A 17,450-nucleotide genomic window follows, 5' to 3' on the forward strand; every position below is an offset into this window, starting at 1 on the left:
CTCGCCGTTTGCTCCCTGATGGATCGCGATGGTCTGCACAGGTCGTCCCAGTCCATCAAAATAGGTGATATTCTGTGTTACCTGATCTTTTGTCAGGGTGTTGAACTCAGCAGCCTTTACCGCTTTTTTGGGTACTGCTGTATATATAAAATTATCATCGCTTAAGTTTTGGGAATTTACGCCTAAACTTGTAAATGATAACAAAATCAATAGTAGTATGTGTTTTTTCATTTGAGTTATTTTATGTTTTTGGCACGAATAGAGTTATCTGATTCGTATGAATTGTTGTTTTCTAATTCTTAAAATTTATTTAATTCATACTTTTAGATACCTAAAGCATGTTATCAGTACTACAATTTATTGTTATTACTTCTGAACCTGTTTTTGTAAATGTTGGAGAAGTTACAGAACTACCTGTTGTGCTAGGTCCATAATCATACAATGTCCCTCGGACAGAACTTGTAATGGTGATACTCTTATAATAAGTTGTTGTCGCATTTACTGTCACATAAAATGTATCTCCTGCAGCCAATGTTCCGCTTGATGTACCTGAAGTAGATCTGGTTAAATAACTGGATCCATTTTTAAATAAAGTACAGGTTCCTGCTAATCTATTAAAATTCAAACTGCAACTATTGCTTATGGGAGCCGAAGCTGTAGTCATAGACACGGCAGTACTTAAAGGACTGTCTCCTGCGGCATTGACAGCTTTCACCTGGATACTGTAAGCTGTTGAGGCTGTTAATCCGGATAGTGATCCGGTGTTGGTAGAGAAGGTTATCCCGGTATCGGATCCATTTTTATATATTTTGTAACTTGTAGCTCCTGCAACTGCTGTCCACGAAAAATTTAGTGACGTAGCTGTAGCGCTCGTAAATGTTAATCCTGTAGGTGCAGCAGGTAGTGGAGTCGTACAGATTCCGTTTGTATTGGCATTTGCCTGACCATCGGTATTGAACTTGCTAAGTCCTAAAGCATCGGCATCAGCTTGTGAAATAGTCGAAGTTACAGCACCTTCGGCCTGATTATACGTTACATTCGACCCTGATGTTCCTGCAGCACAATTGTTTTTTGTAAAAGAACCGCTTCTGGCCATGCTTTTATATAAAGTACTTCCTGCAAAGGCAATATCACAGTCAATCTGCTGTCCTTTGTAATTATAGCAGTATTTCTGAAGGATATCAAGATTTTTGTCCTTAACAAACTGTAATCTGCCAAAAGTGTCATAGGTATAAGTCATCTTATCACCTTTTGGATCAGTAATAGTGCTAACTCCAACTAACGGGATATGAGTGTAGGTAGTCACCATCGCATTAGGCAAATTGGTTCTTAAAGAATTCAGGTCTGTTAGTAAGGCAGCTTCTGTTCCCGTATCTGATTTAGCCTGGAGGTTAGATATATAGGAAACCACTTCGCTGTAGGCAGCATTTTCTATCTTAGCGATGGGCTGTGTTTTATTGTAACCCCAGATAATAGATACAGGAGTCCCACTTTCTTGTGTATACTGCAAAATGTTTCCTTTGTCATCGTATTGATTATAAGTAACTTTTTTATCTTTTAATGTATCAATAACATCTGCACCTTTATTGGCATACACATATTTTGGAAGCACTAAATTAGCGGTTGAGGCATCTTTTGCATATACAGTTTTCTGATCAGACAGTTTGTTTGCATTATAACTTTTTACTGCCAGAGGTGTTCCTATTCTGTTCTTACTGATTAGCTCAGGAACAAATGGTTCTAATCCCATTTCAGAATCTGTTGGATAATAATATTTAGTTTCCAAGGTTTCATTTGTTGAATTGACCACTTTTTTGCTTTTAAGCAAAGTCAGGTTTAAATCGTAATCAAATTTCGTTGACTGTACTACAGAATCATTTGCATAATAATTGATGTTTTCTTCACTACTTAAGTTATAATTTCTAGGCCAATATTTAAATGTAGCTACCTGAAAAGCATTTGAAGGTCTTGGATATGTTAGCGCACAGGCTCCAGCTCCCGCACCTAAATCTCCACCTACTTGCGCTCTTACTTCATAAACAAGTTTAGAGTTTAAAAAATATAAAAACTTGGCATTATTAGGTATTTCAGTAGCATTATAACTGTTATTTTGTTCTGATACTTTTTTACCGGTATTGTTTCTAACCTCTTTATTTGTTAGTAGTCCGGTAGTGTATTGATATTGAAGATCTTGCAAGGAATTAGAAACCTCATTGCCGCTGAATTTAAAAATTGTTTTTCCATTATTTAATAATGAATTGTTTATGTCATTTCCAGAATCTTTTTTTTCTACTATTTTATATAACACTGGACTTCCTCTAAAATCAGATAATGGAAGAACACTTGTATAGTTATAAAAGTCCCGTCTTACATAAATTGAAGGGCTGCAGGCACTATTATCCTGTACATGGACTCCTGAATAAAATTTTGGTTTTTGAAGCATTACCCCTGTGCTCTTTGAGTCCTGAGAATAATTATAAGTTGTTGTGATACATTGGTCATTAAAGTCACAATTTTTAACCTGCTTTACTCTTAGTCCACCCACTGTCTGATTAAAATAATCTGAACGCTGTTTTATTGCTACATCAATTGAAGCAGTTGAGCCTATACTTGAAATTGCTTTTATACGATACGTTCCCGGAGTATTTATTATTTTTTTTATTGTACCTGCAAAGCTGTTAGTCTGTGGAATCCAGGTAAGCTCTTTTAGCCAGGTCTGATTAAAAATAAAAATAGCATTTGCTTCATTATCCCCATCTTTTAGCATCAGAACTTTAGTATCTCTTTGTTCCTGGTTTTGGGTTATTTCAGGTTGATTGGCAACGCGATAGTAAATAACTACTTCTGTTGGAACAGTATTGACAACAAAGGTTTCTTCATCTGTTATTCCGTTATGGGCAGAAGTGCCTGCTTGTGCATGAGTGGTAACTGTAGCGTCTGCTTCATATGGCAAATTATAGTCAGTTGATTTCAAATACACCGCATTGGGTTCATATTCTATTAATGAATATCCTTTAGTTTGATATCCTATTTTAGTTAGTGCACCTATTTTAGTACTTAAGAAATCCGGTTTCAAATAAGGATTGTCATCAGGTAAAATTAGGCCATCATAAGTTGCTAATATTCCATTTTTATTATAGTAACCCCACAAATCTTTTTTTACATAATCACTGTCAGCTGTCATGATCGGATATGGAGTACTCATATCATATTCCATCTCGTTTATAATCTGTCCATTAAATTTAACATTCATCAGATTAGTTCTCTTTCCAGTCCATCCTGAATAAACAAAATCATAACTTTTGACAACTGCTGTGGCTTTATTTTTAACGGATAAATTACTTATAACCGAGATTCCTGGCTCTAACGGATTATCATTGTATTGTAATTCAATGGTATAATCATTTGTTATTATTTTTTTTAATTTATTGGTACCTGCATTACTGTATGTTTTGTTTGTTATAATCTCACCATCTTGTCTGCCTACAGACATAGTACCTTTTAGAATCAAGGTCTGGTTTACATTTATATCATTAGAAAAATCAACAGAAGGGGAGTATTCAAATAAAATTTTATTTGTTGTAGTAGGAAAATTAATTTCTGTCAACAAAAAAGAAGAAATGTAAATAGAAGAACTTTCCCCTGAAGATTTTGAACTTTCGGTGGGTATGTTAAAAATATAATTAATGCCTTTATCATCTGTCACTGTGAAGCCAGTATGGAGATAACCTGAAACTTTATAATTTCCATTTTTTAAAAAAAAGGCATTACTATCTTTATCCAAATAAAAGCTGCAATTAAGACTTCCGGCATTTACACTATATTTATCAGGTTCGCCATCAAGAATACCATTTGCGACATTTTCCAAATAATGTTGAATTGTTGTTAATCCGGAGGTAGTTGCATAGTCGTCGAAAGGAGGAAGTTTATTGATGTAATTATATACATATTCTTTATGTGCTTCTCTACCGGTATCATCTAATCCGTTAATTGAATGCAGTATTGAACCTCCAATATTAAATGTCCAGCCAACTCCCGCATATCCTGGAGCTTCATCCAATAAAAGTCCTGAGTAATTATAGGACAGATTAATTGGCATTGTAAAATCACCTTCTTTTATTTCAAAAATAGGTATAGTGTAATTCATCCTGCCTGTTGCAATATCAATAGGAATTTCACCTACTTTGGAAATTGAAGCAGCCTGAGGAGAGGCAACCGTAATATTGGGAATATTAGATTTTAGTGCATCTACTTCCTGCGATTTTACTTCTTGATAGTTAATTAATAAAATGATGATATAAAAAATAAGAGCATATTGTTTCATTCGTATTTTATTTGTTTTGAATGTTTGATTTTCCGTTCTTAATTTTTCCATATTTTAATGACTTTGACTGTTTCTGTTTTCATATTTTTTTAATGAAGTGTTTTTTAGACATGTTATTATTCCATTGTTAATATATTCCTAGAGCATTGTATCAGTAATACAATCTATTGTTATCACTTCTGAACCTGTTTTTGTGAATGTCGGCGAAGTCACGGCACTACCTGTTTTACTCATTGCATAATTATACAATATCCCCCTGACAGAGCTTGTAATGGTGATCCCTTTATAATAGGTTGTTGTCGCACTGACTACTACATAAAACGTATCTCCCGTTGTTAGTGTCCCGCTGGAGGTGCCTGAAATAGATCTTGTCAAATAACCCGAACCGTTTTTATACAATGTACTGGTCCCTGATACCCTGCTAAAATTTAAACTGCAGCTATTAGATACGGGTGCAGCAATGGTACTCATTGACACAGCAGTACTTAAAACGCTATTGCCCGAAGCATTGACAGCCATCACCTGGATACTATAAGCCGTTGAAGCTGTTAATCCGGATAATGAACATGTATTGGTAGCGGATGTTATACCTGTAGCTGCCCCGTTTTTATATATTTTGTAACTGGTAGCACCCACGACCGCTGACCATGAAAAATTTAGTGATGTGGCTGTAGCACTGGTAAATGTTAATCCTGTAGGCTTAGCAGGTATTGTATCACAGATTCCATTTGTATTGGCATTTGCCTGACCATCGGTATTGAATTTTGTCAATCCCTTAGCATCAGCATCAGACTGTGAAATGGTAGAAGTTACAGCACCGGCAGCCTGGCTATAGTCTACAAGAGAACCAACTCCAGAAGTACAGTTGTTTTTCATAAAACCGCCATATTGGGCTACACTGCTAAAAATACACGTTCCGTTTGTGTTTGCATTCGCCTGTCCGTCTGTATTAAATTTCGTTAGTCCATTAGCATCAGCATCGGCTTGTGAAATGGTAGAAGTTACAGCTCCTTGAGCTTGGGTATACGTTACGCTTGACCCAGCTCCTGCAGTACAGTTGCTTTTGGTAAAAGAACCGCTTTTGGCAATACTGCTAAAAGTACAGGTTCCGTTTGTATTGGCATTCGCCTGTCCGTCGGTATTAAATTTTACCAGTCCATTAGCATCTGCATCGGCTTGCGAAATGGTTGAGATTACAGCACCTTGAGCTTGGGTATACGTTACACTTGAAGCAGTTCCCGAAGTACAGTTGTTTTTGGTAAAAGAGCCGCTTCTGGCAATGCTTTTATACGAAATAACAGTAGTTGAGCTATTATCACTGCAGTCTGTTAGCTGTCCTTTATAATTATAGCAATATTTTTGAAGTACATTCAGATCCTTGTCTTTTACAAATTTTAATCGGCCAAAAGAATCATATTCGTAGTAGGAAATATTTCCTTTTGGATCCGTTACACTCGTTACCCCTATCAAAGGATTATACGTATAAGTGGTAACCATAGACTGAGGAAACGAACTTCTTAAAGTATTCAGGGCATTTCTAAAAATTTGCTCAGTGCACTCATTTGACACACAATTATCATGGTCCCCATTAGATAAGGTTTGTAAATTAGAAACATAGCCGGCAATCTGGTCGTATGTGCCGTTTTCTATTTTGGCAATGGGCTGTGTTTTGTTATAGCCCCAGATAATCGATACAGGTGTTCCGCTTTCAGGTGTATATTGCAAAATATTTCCTTTATCGTCGTATTGGTTAAAGGTTATTTTTTTATCATTAATTTTATCAATGATGGCTGTTCCTTTATTGGCATAAATATATTTTGGCAGCAACAGATTATCAGCTGTTTTGATATAGTCTGTTTTTTGTTCGGACAGTTTTATGCCACTATTATGGCTTTGGGTGTCTAAAGGGATTCCAATCATATTTGCCGCAACTAACTCATTTTTGAATGGTTCGCCTGACATTTCTGAATCCTGAGGATAATAGTATTTGGTCTCAAGTACTTCACCTTTTGAATTTATAGTGGATTGACTTTTTGTCAAACCTGTACTTTCATTATAATTGTAACTGCTGCTATTTACAAGAGATTCATTATTAAAATATTGGGTTGTAGTCTCCGTTTTTATTTTGTAATTATTGCTGCTGTGTGATATTACAAATGTTAAAAAAGAATTATGATTATGAGCAGTATGTATGCACCCGATGCCACTTGTAGAAAAATAATCCTCTCTTAACTTTGTTGTAATACCATATACTTTTTTATTTACATCAGGATTAACTGAATAGTCATACACATTAACAGTTTGTTCCAGTAATTTATTTGACTGGTCAATTGTATTTTTTTTAATCAAAACCCCATTTCTTAAAATTGCTTGTTCCGGATTAAGATTATCTACCGGATAGTCTGTTAATGAATAAAAGACTTCTTTTCCCTTTGCATTTCCACTGTCATCTTTAACAGTTTTTGTAACCACGCCATACAATACAGGACTTCCTCTATAAGGAGATAAAGGATAAACACTGCCGTAATTATAGTAATTAAAAGTTGCATTAACCCCGGTACACATATTATCTAAATGGTAACTTCCAGCACTGAACTGGATATCTGTTAAAGAAACTCCACTGCTGTAATTATTGCTGGCAGAATAAGAATAAGTATCTGTAATACAGGTACCATTAAAATCACAATTTTTGATTTGTTTTATTCTCAAGCCTCCAACAGTCTGATCTAACTCTTCGGGCAAAGTATTGGTAACTAATGAAATGCTTGCTTTTGTACCTTTTATCGAAGATGCCTGCAGGTGATAGGTACCAGATTCTAAATCTGTTATGATTTCATTTCCATGAAAATTCAATTGGCTGGGGATCCATTGCAATTCATCATTCCAATTTTGAGATTTGATAAATATGGGTGAACTACTGCTACCTTCTTTATAAAATTTTACAGTGCCATTAGTATATGTTTCATCAAGTGGAATACCTATATTATTGGACAGATCATATGTTAATACTGCTTTACATGGAATAGTAATAGTGATTATCTTATCAATATTATCTAAGTCTTGATAAGGAGAGGTCTGAGCATTATCTCCTCCAACAGTAAAAATATCAGGGTCATAAGGAAGGTTATAACTTTCACGGGTCATATGTACCTTATTTGGTTCGTAATCTATCACTGAATATCCTTTGGTTGCATAGGTAATTTTGGTTAATGCGCCAATTTTTGTACTGTTATAATTAGGTTTTAAAGTGGGGTTGTTATAAGGTGAATTAGTATATTCTAATGCTACAGGCGAACCATTTGGAGGATTATATGATGAATTTGTTGGAGGAATATAGGAAGAATTATAATATCCCCATAAATCTTTTTTTAAATAATTATCATTTTGGATATTTGGTCCTCCAGGAATTGGATACGGGGTAGACATATCATATTCCATTTGGTTTAGCATTTGTCCATTATAACTTATCCCCAACAAATTGATTCTCCTGCCAAACCAATCAGAGTAGTCCAGGTCATAATTTTTTACTACATTATTGTTTTCTTTAATTATTAAATTATCAATTACAGCTAATCCTGTAGGTGAATTATTATACGACACTTCTATCGTTTCTTTTGATGTAATGATTTTTTTTAAATACGAATTGTAGGTAGAAATTAGAGTGGGGTTTTTATAAATGGTTGTAAATGCACTGGTATTATAAGATAAAACTAATGATTGGTTTAACATAAAATCCTGATAATAGATGTTTGAATCTTCATATTGAAACGTGATCGTATTATTGGAATCAGGGAATGTGATTTCTGTAATTAAATAAGAAGAAATGTAATCATAATTTGTTGCAGCTTCCGCAACACTTAGGTCGGCATTTTTAGGAGCATCAAAATGGCTCATAGCCATTTTGTCGAATTTATATTTAATTCCTTTATCATCAGTAAGTGTAAAACCAGCTGTAGTAGTCCCAGATAGCTTATACGGTTCATTTTTTGTAAATATAGCGTTGCCATCTTTATCAATATAAAAGGTACAATTGATATTGCCTATGTTTATAATATATTTATCCGGAAGTCCATCCCTTGTCGCGCCAGCAATACCTTCTAAAAAACTTACTTCATTTATTATATAAGGGTATTCACTATGATTGCCATCAAAAGGAGGTTTGTTAAATAAGTAAGCATCAACCCCGTGTTTATCTCCTTCGTGATATTCATCATTTAGCCCATTTACAGAATGGACAATACTTCCGCCTATGTTAAAAGTCCATCCTGTTCCTGCCCATCCTGCATTTTCCTCTAACAACAATCCTGAATAATTGTATGAAAGGGAAATAGGAAGCGATAATCCTTTTTCCTTTATTTCGTAAATAGGGATTTTAAAATCCATTCTTCCCGTTGTTATGTCTACAGGAATTTCACTCACTTTTGCTAAACTTGCCTGTTGTGGCGTGGGCATAAAAACACTTGGAACAAATTGTGTATTTGCAGTTGTCAGCGATCCTTGAGCATTGGCATGCATCACTGACAGCATGGTAATTATAAGTACTTTTAAACCTAAAAAGTAATTTTGTTTCATATAATAAAATTAATTTTGTTTTCGATTGTTTTTGATATACAGCATGCAGTTCATGAAAATCTACCATTTTAACCTGTTGTTATCGCTGAAGTAATTACCTGACAGTTATATAAAATATGAGGCTGTTTTCACTTTATTTTTTTATGTTTTTAGTATTTAATTTCCCAATCCTTTAATCACTTTCACGGTTTCGGTTTTTACATTTGTTTTTATTTTTACCAGATAAACTCCCTGAGCATATTTACTTAAATCAATAGGGACTGTTCTTGCAGAAATAGTAAAATGCTGTAAGGTGTGCCCCATTATATCTATGACTGTGGCCGTTCCTTGTTTAAAATCATGATCAATTATGATGTTTGTAAATGCACCTGCAGGATTTGGAATAGCTTCCATTGCAGCTTTGACTTTCTCTACTTTAGTTTTGTCTTTTAGTTTTACTACCCAAAAATCATTACTGCCAATAGCAGAGTTCTTATCCTTAGAGGAATTGGAATTGGAAGTTCCTGCCATTAAATAGCCTCCGTCACGGGTTTCAAACAATTTTCTTAAAATATCCTCTCCGTTGCTCCCAACTGTTTTGTTCCAGATTTCCTCTCCCTGCCCATCAATTTTCAAAGCGATATAATCATTAATGCCATCCTGTTCTTTTCCAACTCCTGCTTTTTTTGCCATATCATTTAGCAATGACCGTTTTGCTTCTGTTTTTGCATATCCCCCAATGAGATAGCTCTGATCTTCGTTTACAACCATAGAAGTCAAAATATCCACTTTGCCAAAATCATAGGTTTTACTCCAGATAACTCCTCCTTCATGATCCAATTTAAGAACCCAGTAATCTGTTCCATTACTCACAATTCCGCCTAAAGGTGTTAAAGGATTCCTGCTGTTAGAATTTCCCCCTACAATATAGCCCTTCCTCTTTGGTCTGATAAATAATATAAGGCTGGTCATCGCCGTCTTCGCCATAAGTCTGCTGCCACTCGATAGTTCCGATTTCGTTTATCTTGATTATCCAATAATCACCGGCTCCGCGGCAGCCATCGATTTTATCTCCTGAAACAGGCGAATTTGAATAACCCGCCAAAATATAACCGTTATCTGATTTTTGCTGTATGCTTCGTAGTAAATCTGCATATTGTCCGCCAAAAGTCTTTTGTCATTCAATAACTCCTTCTTTATTTAATTTGACAATCCAGTAATCCATATTGCCCCTGGTCTTCTCTGATTTACTAAATAAATCTTCCTTGACAACAGCAACAGGATTTTCGATTAGTTTATTGCTCGCTATTGGACCAGATGCTGACGAACCGCCTAAAATATACCCTCCGTCTTTGACCTGAAAAGCACACAATAATTCATCCTGGCCATTTCCCCCTATGGTTCTTTGCCATTGTTCTTCCCCTCTTGCGTCGAGTTTAATTACCCAAAAATCAGCCAGTCCTTTACAAGGCTCTTTTTTTTGAAAACCCTCAGATGAATTAGAAGTACCTGCCAGTATAAATCCCCCATCACGGGTACCTTTTACACTTTGTAATAAATCAAATCCACTTCCGACAAAGCTTTTTTGCCAGTCAGGATCCCCTTTTTCATCCATTTTCCAGATCCAGTAATCCAAATCGCCATGATTGTCTTCGGTTTTATTTCCGGTTTTGTCTGACAAAGAACTTCCCGCCAGAATAAAACCATAGTCTGCAGTAGGTATGGCATCAAAAAGATAATCGGCGTGCTTGCCGCCATATGATTTTTCCCAAAGGATGTCCTGAGAATAAGTTAAAGCCGAAACAAGAATAAGAAGGGATAAGTAAAGTTTTTTCATAAGCACTTTTACAGGTAATTGAATCATTTTATTTTCCGCAAATTTAATGAATATATCTGTAAAAATTTTCTGTTTTTTAGTCTTTTGGTTTCGTTTTTCGATACTATAACAAAGAGTAAAAAAACAACCTGTTGAAAACGAATGATTAATAAATTTCATATTTTTAAAATCAGGTATTTATACTTAGAATTTATACCGACAAGCAATATGTGTCCCAAACATCTTTAAAACTTAGAAAATATAGCATGCTTGTATGAAATTAAGATTTTTCGGTAAGGAAAACTGGAATATTTACGCCAATTACAATAGTCATAATTGCATTAAAACTATAGATTGCAAGTATATTTAGACTACCATCGATTTTATAGGATTATCAGGATCTCCAACTGAAAAAAATTGGTATAATTAAAAGCTAAATTTTAAAAAACAGATTTGAATCATAAATTATGATAACAAACAATTCACAATAATCTTCTAAGAACCGGTTATATATTTCAATGTTCACCCGCTACAAAGATAAAAGCTTCAGATTTCTCTGAAGCTCTTTTGCTTTTAACCACAAAAACTGTGTAAAGTCAAAGATGTTTGTCAGCTTTTTATAAAGAAACTTTTTGAGGAACAGGGAATTTTTACCTAATAAAAAAGACCAGACATACTTAAATATCCGGTCTTTATATTTCATCTTTATAAAAGTATCTATTTTTAAAGATACAACTCTTTTAATCCAGGCCTTAGTGCCCGTCAAATTCCCTGCGGTTGTAAAAAGCATCGTCATCACTTTCAGATCCGGATCGGGACTCCTCATCAGCATAGTATGATTTTAATACACTTCTTTCGTAGTTCCTATCAAAATTATGCTGTGTATTATATCTTCCTGTTCTCCTGAAAGTATCATAGGTTATACTGTTGGCCATGACAATTTTTGTGTCTTTATTGATGTTTACAGACCCAATTGGAATAATCAGATGGCTGTCTCCTTCTTTGTACATAAATTCTCTTCCATTGTCATTTACTATCGTATCATGAACCTCATGACGGCTGTCGTCTATTAATTCTTTATCAACTTTCACGTCCAGATATACCACACGCTGCATGTCCTTATTGACCCATAAATTGTCAATTTTACCAATAGTGCGATTGTCAGCATCAACGATTTTCCATCCTCTTATATCAGAATAGTTTGAAGCTACCTTATAATCTGTAAGTTCGTCAAGCCTGTATAAATTTTTATCTTTATTCTCCATGTTCTTTTTAATTTTATCAATTATATCTTCCAGGTTTCAGGCTTACTCTGCAATGGTATCTGTACCCGAAACGTTCTCAATGGTGGTTTCGCTCTGCACCTCATCGTCTCTTAAAAAGACATAATATAGCAGCCCAGCGATCAAAAGCACTGCAACAATCCATGGCCAGACTGGCCTCTTTTTCTCAATTTTAATTTCTGCCATAACTTTATATTTTTATATGAATATTTTAACTTCATCATAAAGTTACAAATGAGACAAGCGTGTAAAGTATTTAATTTCAGATAGATGTTATAAAATTCCCAGCAGATAAAAAACCTCAATTATCACTATTAGTTATCAATAAGATTTGTCTTAATGTAAATTTTATCTTATTTTTATCATAAGAGTATCAGTAAGAATTGTCAATAGTGAATATTAAACTATTCAAAATTAAAACTATAAATATTGATTTTCCAGACTCTAATTATTGTGCACAGATCTTTTTATAATCAAATAACGGTATGTCTTCATGAATCATAAAAATCTGATATCAATTTTTACTATCTTATTATTTTTGTTGTCTGGTAAAATTCAGGGACAAAGCTTTGATAAGGATAGCTTACTGATTTACAATAAAATGCTTTCAAAAAAACAGATCCATGAGGACCTTAAAATACTCCTTGCCATACGTGAAAAAGTAAACTCGGGATTGTATCAATATCGCTCTAAAAAACAGATAGACAGCATCTACAACACTACTATTAAAAGCATTAAAAAACCTATGAGTGTTATCGATTTTTACAAAATAATACTCCGTCTGACCGATTATGAAGGAAGTGTCCATAACTATACTATTCCTAACCTTGATTTGATAAATTTCCTGAACAGACAAAAATCATTTTTCCCTTATCCTCTTCTCTATATTAACGGACAAATTATTTTTGATGGTCAATCGTCAGATATACCGCCCGGTTCGAGAATAAAAAGTATAAATGGCGTAACTGATGTAGAATTGATGCACTCTTTTTATAAATACTATACTGCAGATGGTCACACTATTACAGAAAAGTTATCGGCTAGTGTAAACAAATCATTTGGGATAAACTATCTTTTGGAATATGGTCTTCATGATGCATTTGTAATAGAATACATCTCCCCAAAATCTGACTCTCCTAAAAAAAAGGTGCTTCCTGCGGTAACGCAGCATGAGAGAGAAACAAACATTAAAAACAGATTTAGTGCCCCAGTTACTAACCTGACAGATTTCAGGAAACAGTCTGCTTATAGTTTTCACATGCTTAATCCTGATACAGGTATATTAAATCTGAGATCTTTTGGCATGGCATCCGGATCAGACGATCCCAAATTTGAACCGTATGTGCAATTTTTGGACAGCGTTTTTAACACACTGGACAAAAACAAGGTTTCTAATCTGATCATTGATGTTAGAAATAATCCCGGAGGCAGTGACCCTAACTTTGAACAGCCTGTAATGTATCTCACAGATCAACCATTCAAAGAAAATGTACAGGCTACTATACTCTTTGACCCCAACTTTTTACCTTACGAAAAATATTTTTGGGGTGTTTCAACATCAGAACGACTGGATAGTGTTTCAAGAAAAATGGGAAAAGAATACCTGAAAGGTGTTTATCCGGTTTTCAAAAATAATATAAGCATACAAAACCCAAAATACAATCCGTTTTATCATCCTAAATCGCCCTTCTTTAAAGGCAAACTTTACCTTTTGATTAATGAAAATGTGGCATCAGCAGCTTCTCATTTTGCTTCTCTGGTAAAAGCTTATGTTCAGAATGTTACCATCGTTGGTGTTGAGACCGTTGGCGGTTACTATCGTCATAATGGACATACGCCACTGGTTTATGAACTTCCGAATTCAAAGATAAAAACACAATTTTCAATTGTAAACCTGGTACAGGATGCACCCAAAAAAGATAATCAGCCAGATGGTCACGGTATTATGCCAGACTACGAAGTATGGCCTTCTTTAGATGATTTTTTCCAACAGAAGGATACGCAAATGGAATTTACTCTTAAACTTATAAAAATGAAATGATCGTAATTTTTTATACTTCCTAAAACCTATAAAAGCTCCGGAGAAATCTGGAGTTTTTTTGTTTTTCTGAATAAAAATCTTTAGCAATCTTTTTTGCGCTCACAATCGGAGCATTATATCATCTTTATCCCTTTAGTTAATCATTTCTTAATCCGTTAAGAAAATTATCCGCAGTACTATAAATTCGTCTTATCAACGCGTATGAAATAAGCTCTGTTTAAAAAATTAAAAAATTGATTTATACTACACTTTTAAATATTGCAGTTTTTCAGGGAATTGTTTTAGGTTTAATTATTTTAAAGTCTTCCTTGTTCAATAGTAATTCAAATAAATATCTGGCCTATTTACTTTTTACGCTTTCCATTATTTTACTGAATCATGTTTTTGAGATTGAAGATGCCTTTACCCGCTATCCTTTTCTACACTTTATTAACCATATTGAGTGGACATTTCTAATACCTGCTTTGCTATTTCTGTTTATAATAAACAGAGTTGATGATCGTGTAAAAAGCAAACAAAAAATTTATTTGTGTTTTATTCCGTTTGTCTATTCTGCTGTTCTTAATATTATACAAGATCTTGATCATGTCGCCGGAATTTATACTATTCCTGAGTCAGGCATTGGTTTAATCAATATACTGGGTCTGATTCACCTTATTTTAGCGGTTACCTTCATCCCGTTTCTGTTACTTTACTCTTATTTTATGATAAAGCATTTAAAAGATTCAGAGGAAAAAAAATGGATTATTCCCTTATTAATAATTGTTTCCTCATTATTATTCGCCTTTATTATTACCGCTTTGGTGGGCTTATTTCTTCAATATGACATTTCTCCTGCTATGAACGTTCTGGCTTTATCTGTTACAATCATTATTCACTGGACCGCTTATAATGGTCTTTACAAATACAAACTAGCCAAAAACAAAGAGGCTATTTACAATTTTTTGAACAACGATTTGGCTATTCCACATACCAATATGCAAATTATTGAAACTGACAATCCCGAAGAATACAGGGAATCTATCACGGCAGATAATCTTTATTTTCAAAAACTGGAACTTCTTTGCAAAGAGCAGCACCTTTATACTGATAGTACATTAAACAGAGAGAAAGTGGCAGAACAACTAGGCATAAGCGCGGGATACCTGTCACAAATTGTAAATACGATAACAGGAGACAATTTTGTGCAGTACATCAATCAATATCGGGTTGAAGCTGTCAAAGAAATGATTTCCAATTCTGAATATAACAATTATAATTTACTGGCAATGGGGCTGGAATCCGGCTTTACTTCGAAAACGACTTTTTTTAAAGCCTTTAAAAAAGTTACCGGTCAGACACCAAATGAATATAAAAATAGCTGTAAATAAGTACCGATTTATACATTTTTAAGCTTTTGAGACCTTCTTTAATTTTTCTTATGTGAATTTTGGAACTCAATAATTCAAATCACATTTTATGAAAAAAAACTTTTTACTGCTTATTGTTTTGTTTGTCTTTTATTCTTCTAAAGCACAAAATGAAACTGATCCTTATCAGAAAAATAATGAAATCAAATTAAATGGACTTGCTCCTTTATGGCAATCTTTTCAGGTTGGTTACGAAAGACATTTAAATCATAATTCGTCATTAGGACTTTCTGTTTATTATGTGTTTGACAATACAACAAATGAAAAAGATTTAAATTATTCAATCTCTCCGTATTACAGAAGATACTTTGGTAAAAAATATGCATCAGGCTGGTTTGTTGAAGGATTTGGAATGCTGACTTCTACAGATGGTAAAAAAATATATGCATCAGAAGATCATTCCCTATATACAGAAAACCCGGATGTTATTGATTTAGCTCTCGGTGCAGGTGGAGGCTGGAAATGGGTCAGTAAAACCGGATTCCTTCTTGAAGCGAACATTGGTTATGGAGGTCTGTTATTCAATGCAAATAAAACAGACCATACTATTGTTGCAAAATTTGGACTGAGTGCCGGGTATAGATTTTAATAAAACTTAAAAAACAGATTTAGTTTAACCAAAAAGTAGTTCAAAATTGAACTGCTTTTTGGTTGTTTTGAATCATTTTTATTTACTGTTCAAAGATTAGCCTTGTTTAAATAACCACGTTACAAATGCTACGATTTATATTATGTTTTAAGCAGGTCACCAGTTGATTTGTTACTCATCGTTGCGGACACGGATTACAAATCAGCGTTATCGTGTTGTTTGGTCTTATATTGAGGGCACGGAAAAAATTTCCGCGCTATCGTTGTCTACATATTTGCGCAATCAGGTATAACCACGGTCGAGCATCATAAGCCATGCTCCTGTACTATTTGTGGGCAGGGTTGATCGCAACACCTTTTTTTTGTAGCTTGACCAGATTTCTTTGTAGGCACGAGCCTGAGGCATCGCGCGCTAGCCGTTACTTAATTCTGCTTACACCAGCGGGGGACTACTGACCAAATTATTAATTACGATGGCAAAATTCCAACCGAAGTTGTGATGGAAGATAAAACAGCCGTTGAGCAAATGAGACTCATACAACAGCTCGAAGACGATGACAAACAAACCATCTTTAAACTTATTGATAAAATGCTTACCAGTAGACTCTATCTACATTGGCTCATCAAATTTTACGTGTTTGCATCCAAGTGCTATGACTTCGGCTATTTTATCTCTTAAAACATTCGCCCAGGTCCGACATAATGCCTGAGCATCCGGATAAAGATCTTTTCGCTCGTTGACAACAAAACGAAATAAGACACACATTATCAGAATTTTGAATTCAACAAATTAGGCTCTATTGAAAGCATTGGCAACACACAAAGTACTTTTATAATGGCCGAAATAAAAAATCTTCACAATATTAATGTAGAGAGCTAAATTAATGCATTTAAAGGAATTGCTATATATGATTTACAAGAACCTTTTTTCCAGATAAATTTTAAATGTTTAGAGTTTCAAAAACAAATTATGTTAAGCAAAATTAACATAAAAAGTGTTAAAACAAACTTTCACAGCAAATGATAATTTTCTGAATATTTTCTAGACACTGTCCTAAAAAGAAGTGAATTATTTTTTACCTGATACTATCAATCGAGATTAAACCTTTTGTTTTTTTTAGTCTTCAACTCATAATTACGACGATTTTCTGTCAAAACCTCAGTCTATTAGAGTGTTAACCTCTCTAACTGCGTGCGAATTTTCTTCAAAAAAATTCTCTTCTCATTTGTAAAAATACCTTCCAATATTCTTTTTTTTACATTTTTCTATAATTTTCTCTAAAAAGCAGGAGCATTTTAATCATAATCGCCTATAAATACAGAGAACACAAAGCCTTACAAATACTGGAATTTACATATTTTTCAAATATTAACATATAAATTATAATATCAATATTTATTATAGATATAAAAAACACATACTAAAAAAAACAGGATA

At 34.1% G+C, this 17,450-nt stretch carries 12 protein-coding genes; 3 read left to right on the forward strand and 9 right to left on the reverse strand.

What is annotated here, in order from left to right; genetic code table 11:
• The 8 genes from FLACHUCJ7_RS04775 to FLACHUCJ7_RS04800 all read right to left on the reverse strand — a co-directional run.
• On the reverse strand, positions 1 to 231 hold a 231-nt coding region (locus tag FLACHUCJ7_RS04775), incomplete at its 3' end, for a DUF6443 domain-containing protein (RefSeq protein ID WP_180908076.1).
• A 100-nt stretch (positions 232 to 331) separates the two neighbouring features.
• Entirely contained in the window at positions 332 to 4,375 is a 4,044-nt protein-coding gene (locus FLACHUCJ7_RS04780) for a DUF5977 domain-containing protein (RefSeq protein WP_180908077.1), read from the reverse strand.
• 87 nt (positions 4,376 to 4,462) lie between these two features.
• On the reverse strand, positions 4,463 to 8,896 hold the full coding sequence (locus tag FLACHUCJ7_RS04785) for a DUF5977 domain-containing protein (protein ID WP_180908078.1): 4,434 nt from the start codon (positions 8,894 to 8,896) through the stop codon (positions 4,463 to 4,465).
• Positions 8,897 to 9,052: 156 nt separating this feature from the next.
• Entirely contained in the window at positions 9,053 to 9,847 is a 795-nt protein-coding gene (locus tag FLACHUCJ7_RS25280) for a T9SS type A sorting domain-containing protein (RefSeq protein WP_230408788.1), read from the reverse strand.
• Positions 9,783 to 9,980 (reverse strand): hypothetical protein, encoded by a 198-nt coding sequence (locus FLACHUCJ7_RS25285; RefSeq protein WP_230408789.1) that lies wholly within the window; start codon positions 9,978 to 9,980, stop codon positions 9,783 to 9,785. Before FLACHUCJ7_RS25285 ends, FLACHUCJ7_RS25280 begins: the two co-directional genes overlap by 65 nt.
• A 72-nt stretch (positions 9,981 to 10,052) precedes the next feature.
• A complete protein-coding gene (locus FLACHUCJ7_RS25290; RefSeq protein WP_230408790.1) occupies positions 10,053 to 10,712 on the reverse strand; it encodes a hypothetical protein in 660 nt (219 codons plus the stop codon).
• Positions 10,713 to 11,443: 731 nt separating this feature from the next.
• A complete protein-coding gene (locus tag FLACHUCJ7_RS04795) occupies positions 11,444 to 11,956 on the reverse strand; it encodes a PRC-barrel domain-containing protein (protein ID WP_180908079.1) in 513 nt (170 codons plus the stop codon).
• Positions 11,957 to 11,998: 42 nt separating this feature from the next.
• Positions 11,999 to 12,160 (reverse strand): hypothetical protein, encoded by a 162-nt coding sequence (locus FLACHUCJ7_RS04800; protein WP_180908080.1) that lies wholly within the window; start codon positions 12,158 to 12,160, stop codon positions 11,999 to 12,001.
• A gap of 307 nt (positions 12,161 to 12,467) precedes the next feature.
• Here FLACHUCJ7_RS04800 and FLACHUCJ7_RS04805 point away from each other — a divergent pair, with 307 nt between their 5' ends.
• The 3 genes from FLACHUCJ7_RS04805 (at position 12,468) to FLACHUCJ7_RS04815 (ending at position 16,013) form a co-directional block, all read left to right on the forward strand.
• Complete coding sequence (locus tag FLACHUCJ7_RS04805; RefSeq protein ID WP_180908081.1) at positions 12,468 to 14,015, forward strand: S41 family peptidase; 1,548 nt, start codon at positions 12,468 to 12,470, stop codon at positions 14,013 to 14,015.
• 233 nt (positions 14,016 to 14,248) lie between these two features.
• A complete protein-coding gene (locus FLACHUCJ7_RS04810) occupies positions 14,249 to 15,385 on the forward strand; it encodes a helix-turn-helix domain-containing protein (protein ID WP_180908082.1) in 1,137 nt (378 codons plus the stop codon).
• An 88-nt stretch (positions 15,386 to 15,473) separates the two neighbouring features.
• Entirely contained in the window at positions 15,474 to 16,013 is a 540-nt protein-coding gene (locus FLACHUCJ7_RS04815) for a DUF3575 domain-containing protein (RefSeq protein ID WP_078227481.1), read from the forward strand.
• Positions 16,014 to 16,622: 609 nt separating this feature from the next.
• Here FLACHUCJ7_RS04815 and FLACHUCJ7_RS04820 read toward each other — a convergent pair.
• Positions 16,623 to 16,778, reverse strand: a complete 156-nt coding sequence (locus tag FLACHUCJ7_RS04820; protein ID WP_180908083.1) for a hypothetical protein — start codon at positions 16,776 to 16,778, stop codon at positions 16,623 to 16,625.
• Positions 16,779 to 17,450: the final 672 nt, after the last annotated feature.

The sequence above is a fragment of the Flavobacterium salmonis genome, from assembly GCF_903819435.1.
GTDB classification, from domain to species: domain Bacteria; phylum Bacteroidota; class Bacteroidia; order Flavobacteriales; family Flavobacteriaceae; genus Flavobacterium; species Flavobacterium chungangense.

Bases quoted from the DNA above. Each gene is read 5' to 3' on its own strand.
- FLACHUCJ7_RS04780 (WP_180908077.1), bottom strand. From the start codon at position 4,375: ATGGAAAAATTAAGAACGGAAAATCAAACATTCAAAACAAATAAAATA.
- FLACHUCJ7_RS04785 (WP_180908078.1), bottom strand. From the start codon at position 8,896: ATGAAACAAAATTACTTTTTAGGTTTAAAAGTACTTATAATTACCATG.
- FLACHUCJ7_RS25280 (WP_230408788.1), bottom strand. From the start codon at position 9,847: ATGACCAGCCTTATATTATTTATCAGACCAAAGAGGAAGGGCTATATT.
- FLACHUCJ7_RS25290 (WP_230408790.1), bottom strand. From the start codon at position 10,712: ATGAAAAAACTTTACTTATCCCTTCTTATTCTTGTTTCGGCTTTAACT.
- FLACHUCJ7_RS04795 (WP_180908079.1), bottom strand. From the start codon at position 11,956: ATGGAGAATAAAGATAAAAATTTATACAGGCTTGACGAACTTACAGAT.
- FLACHUCJ7_RS04800 (WP_180908080.1), bottom strand. From the start codon at position 12,160: ATGGCAGAAATTAAAATTGAGAAAAAGAGGCCAGTCTGGCCATGGATT.
- FLACHUCJ7_RS04805 (WP_180908081.1), top strand. From the start codon at position 12,468: ATGAATCATAAAAATCTGATATCAATTTTTACTATCTTATTATTTTTG.
- FLACHUCJ7_RS04815 (WP_078227481.1), top strand. From the start codon at position 15,474: ATGAAAAAAAACTTTTTACTGCTTATTGTTTTGTTTGTCTTTTATTCT.
- FLACHUCJ7_RS04820 (WP_180908083.1), bottom strand. From the start codon at position 16,778: ATGTGTGTCTTATTTCGTTTTGTTGTCAACGAGCGAAAAGATCTTTAT.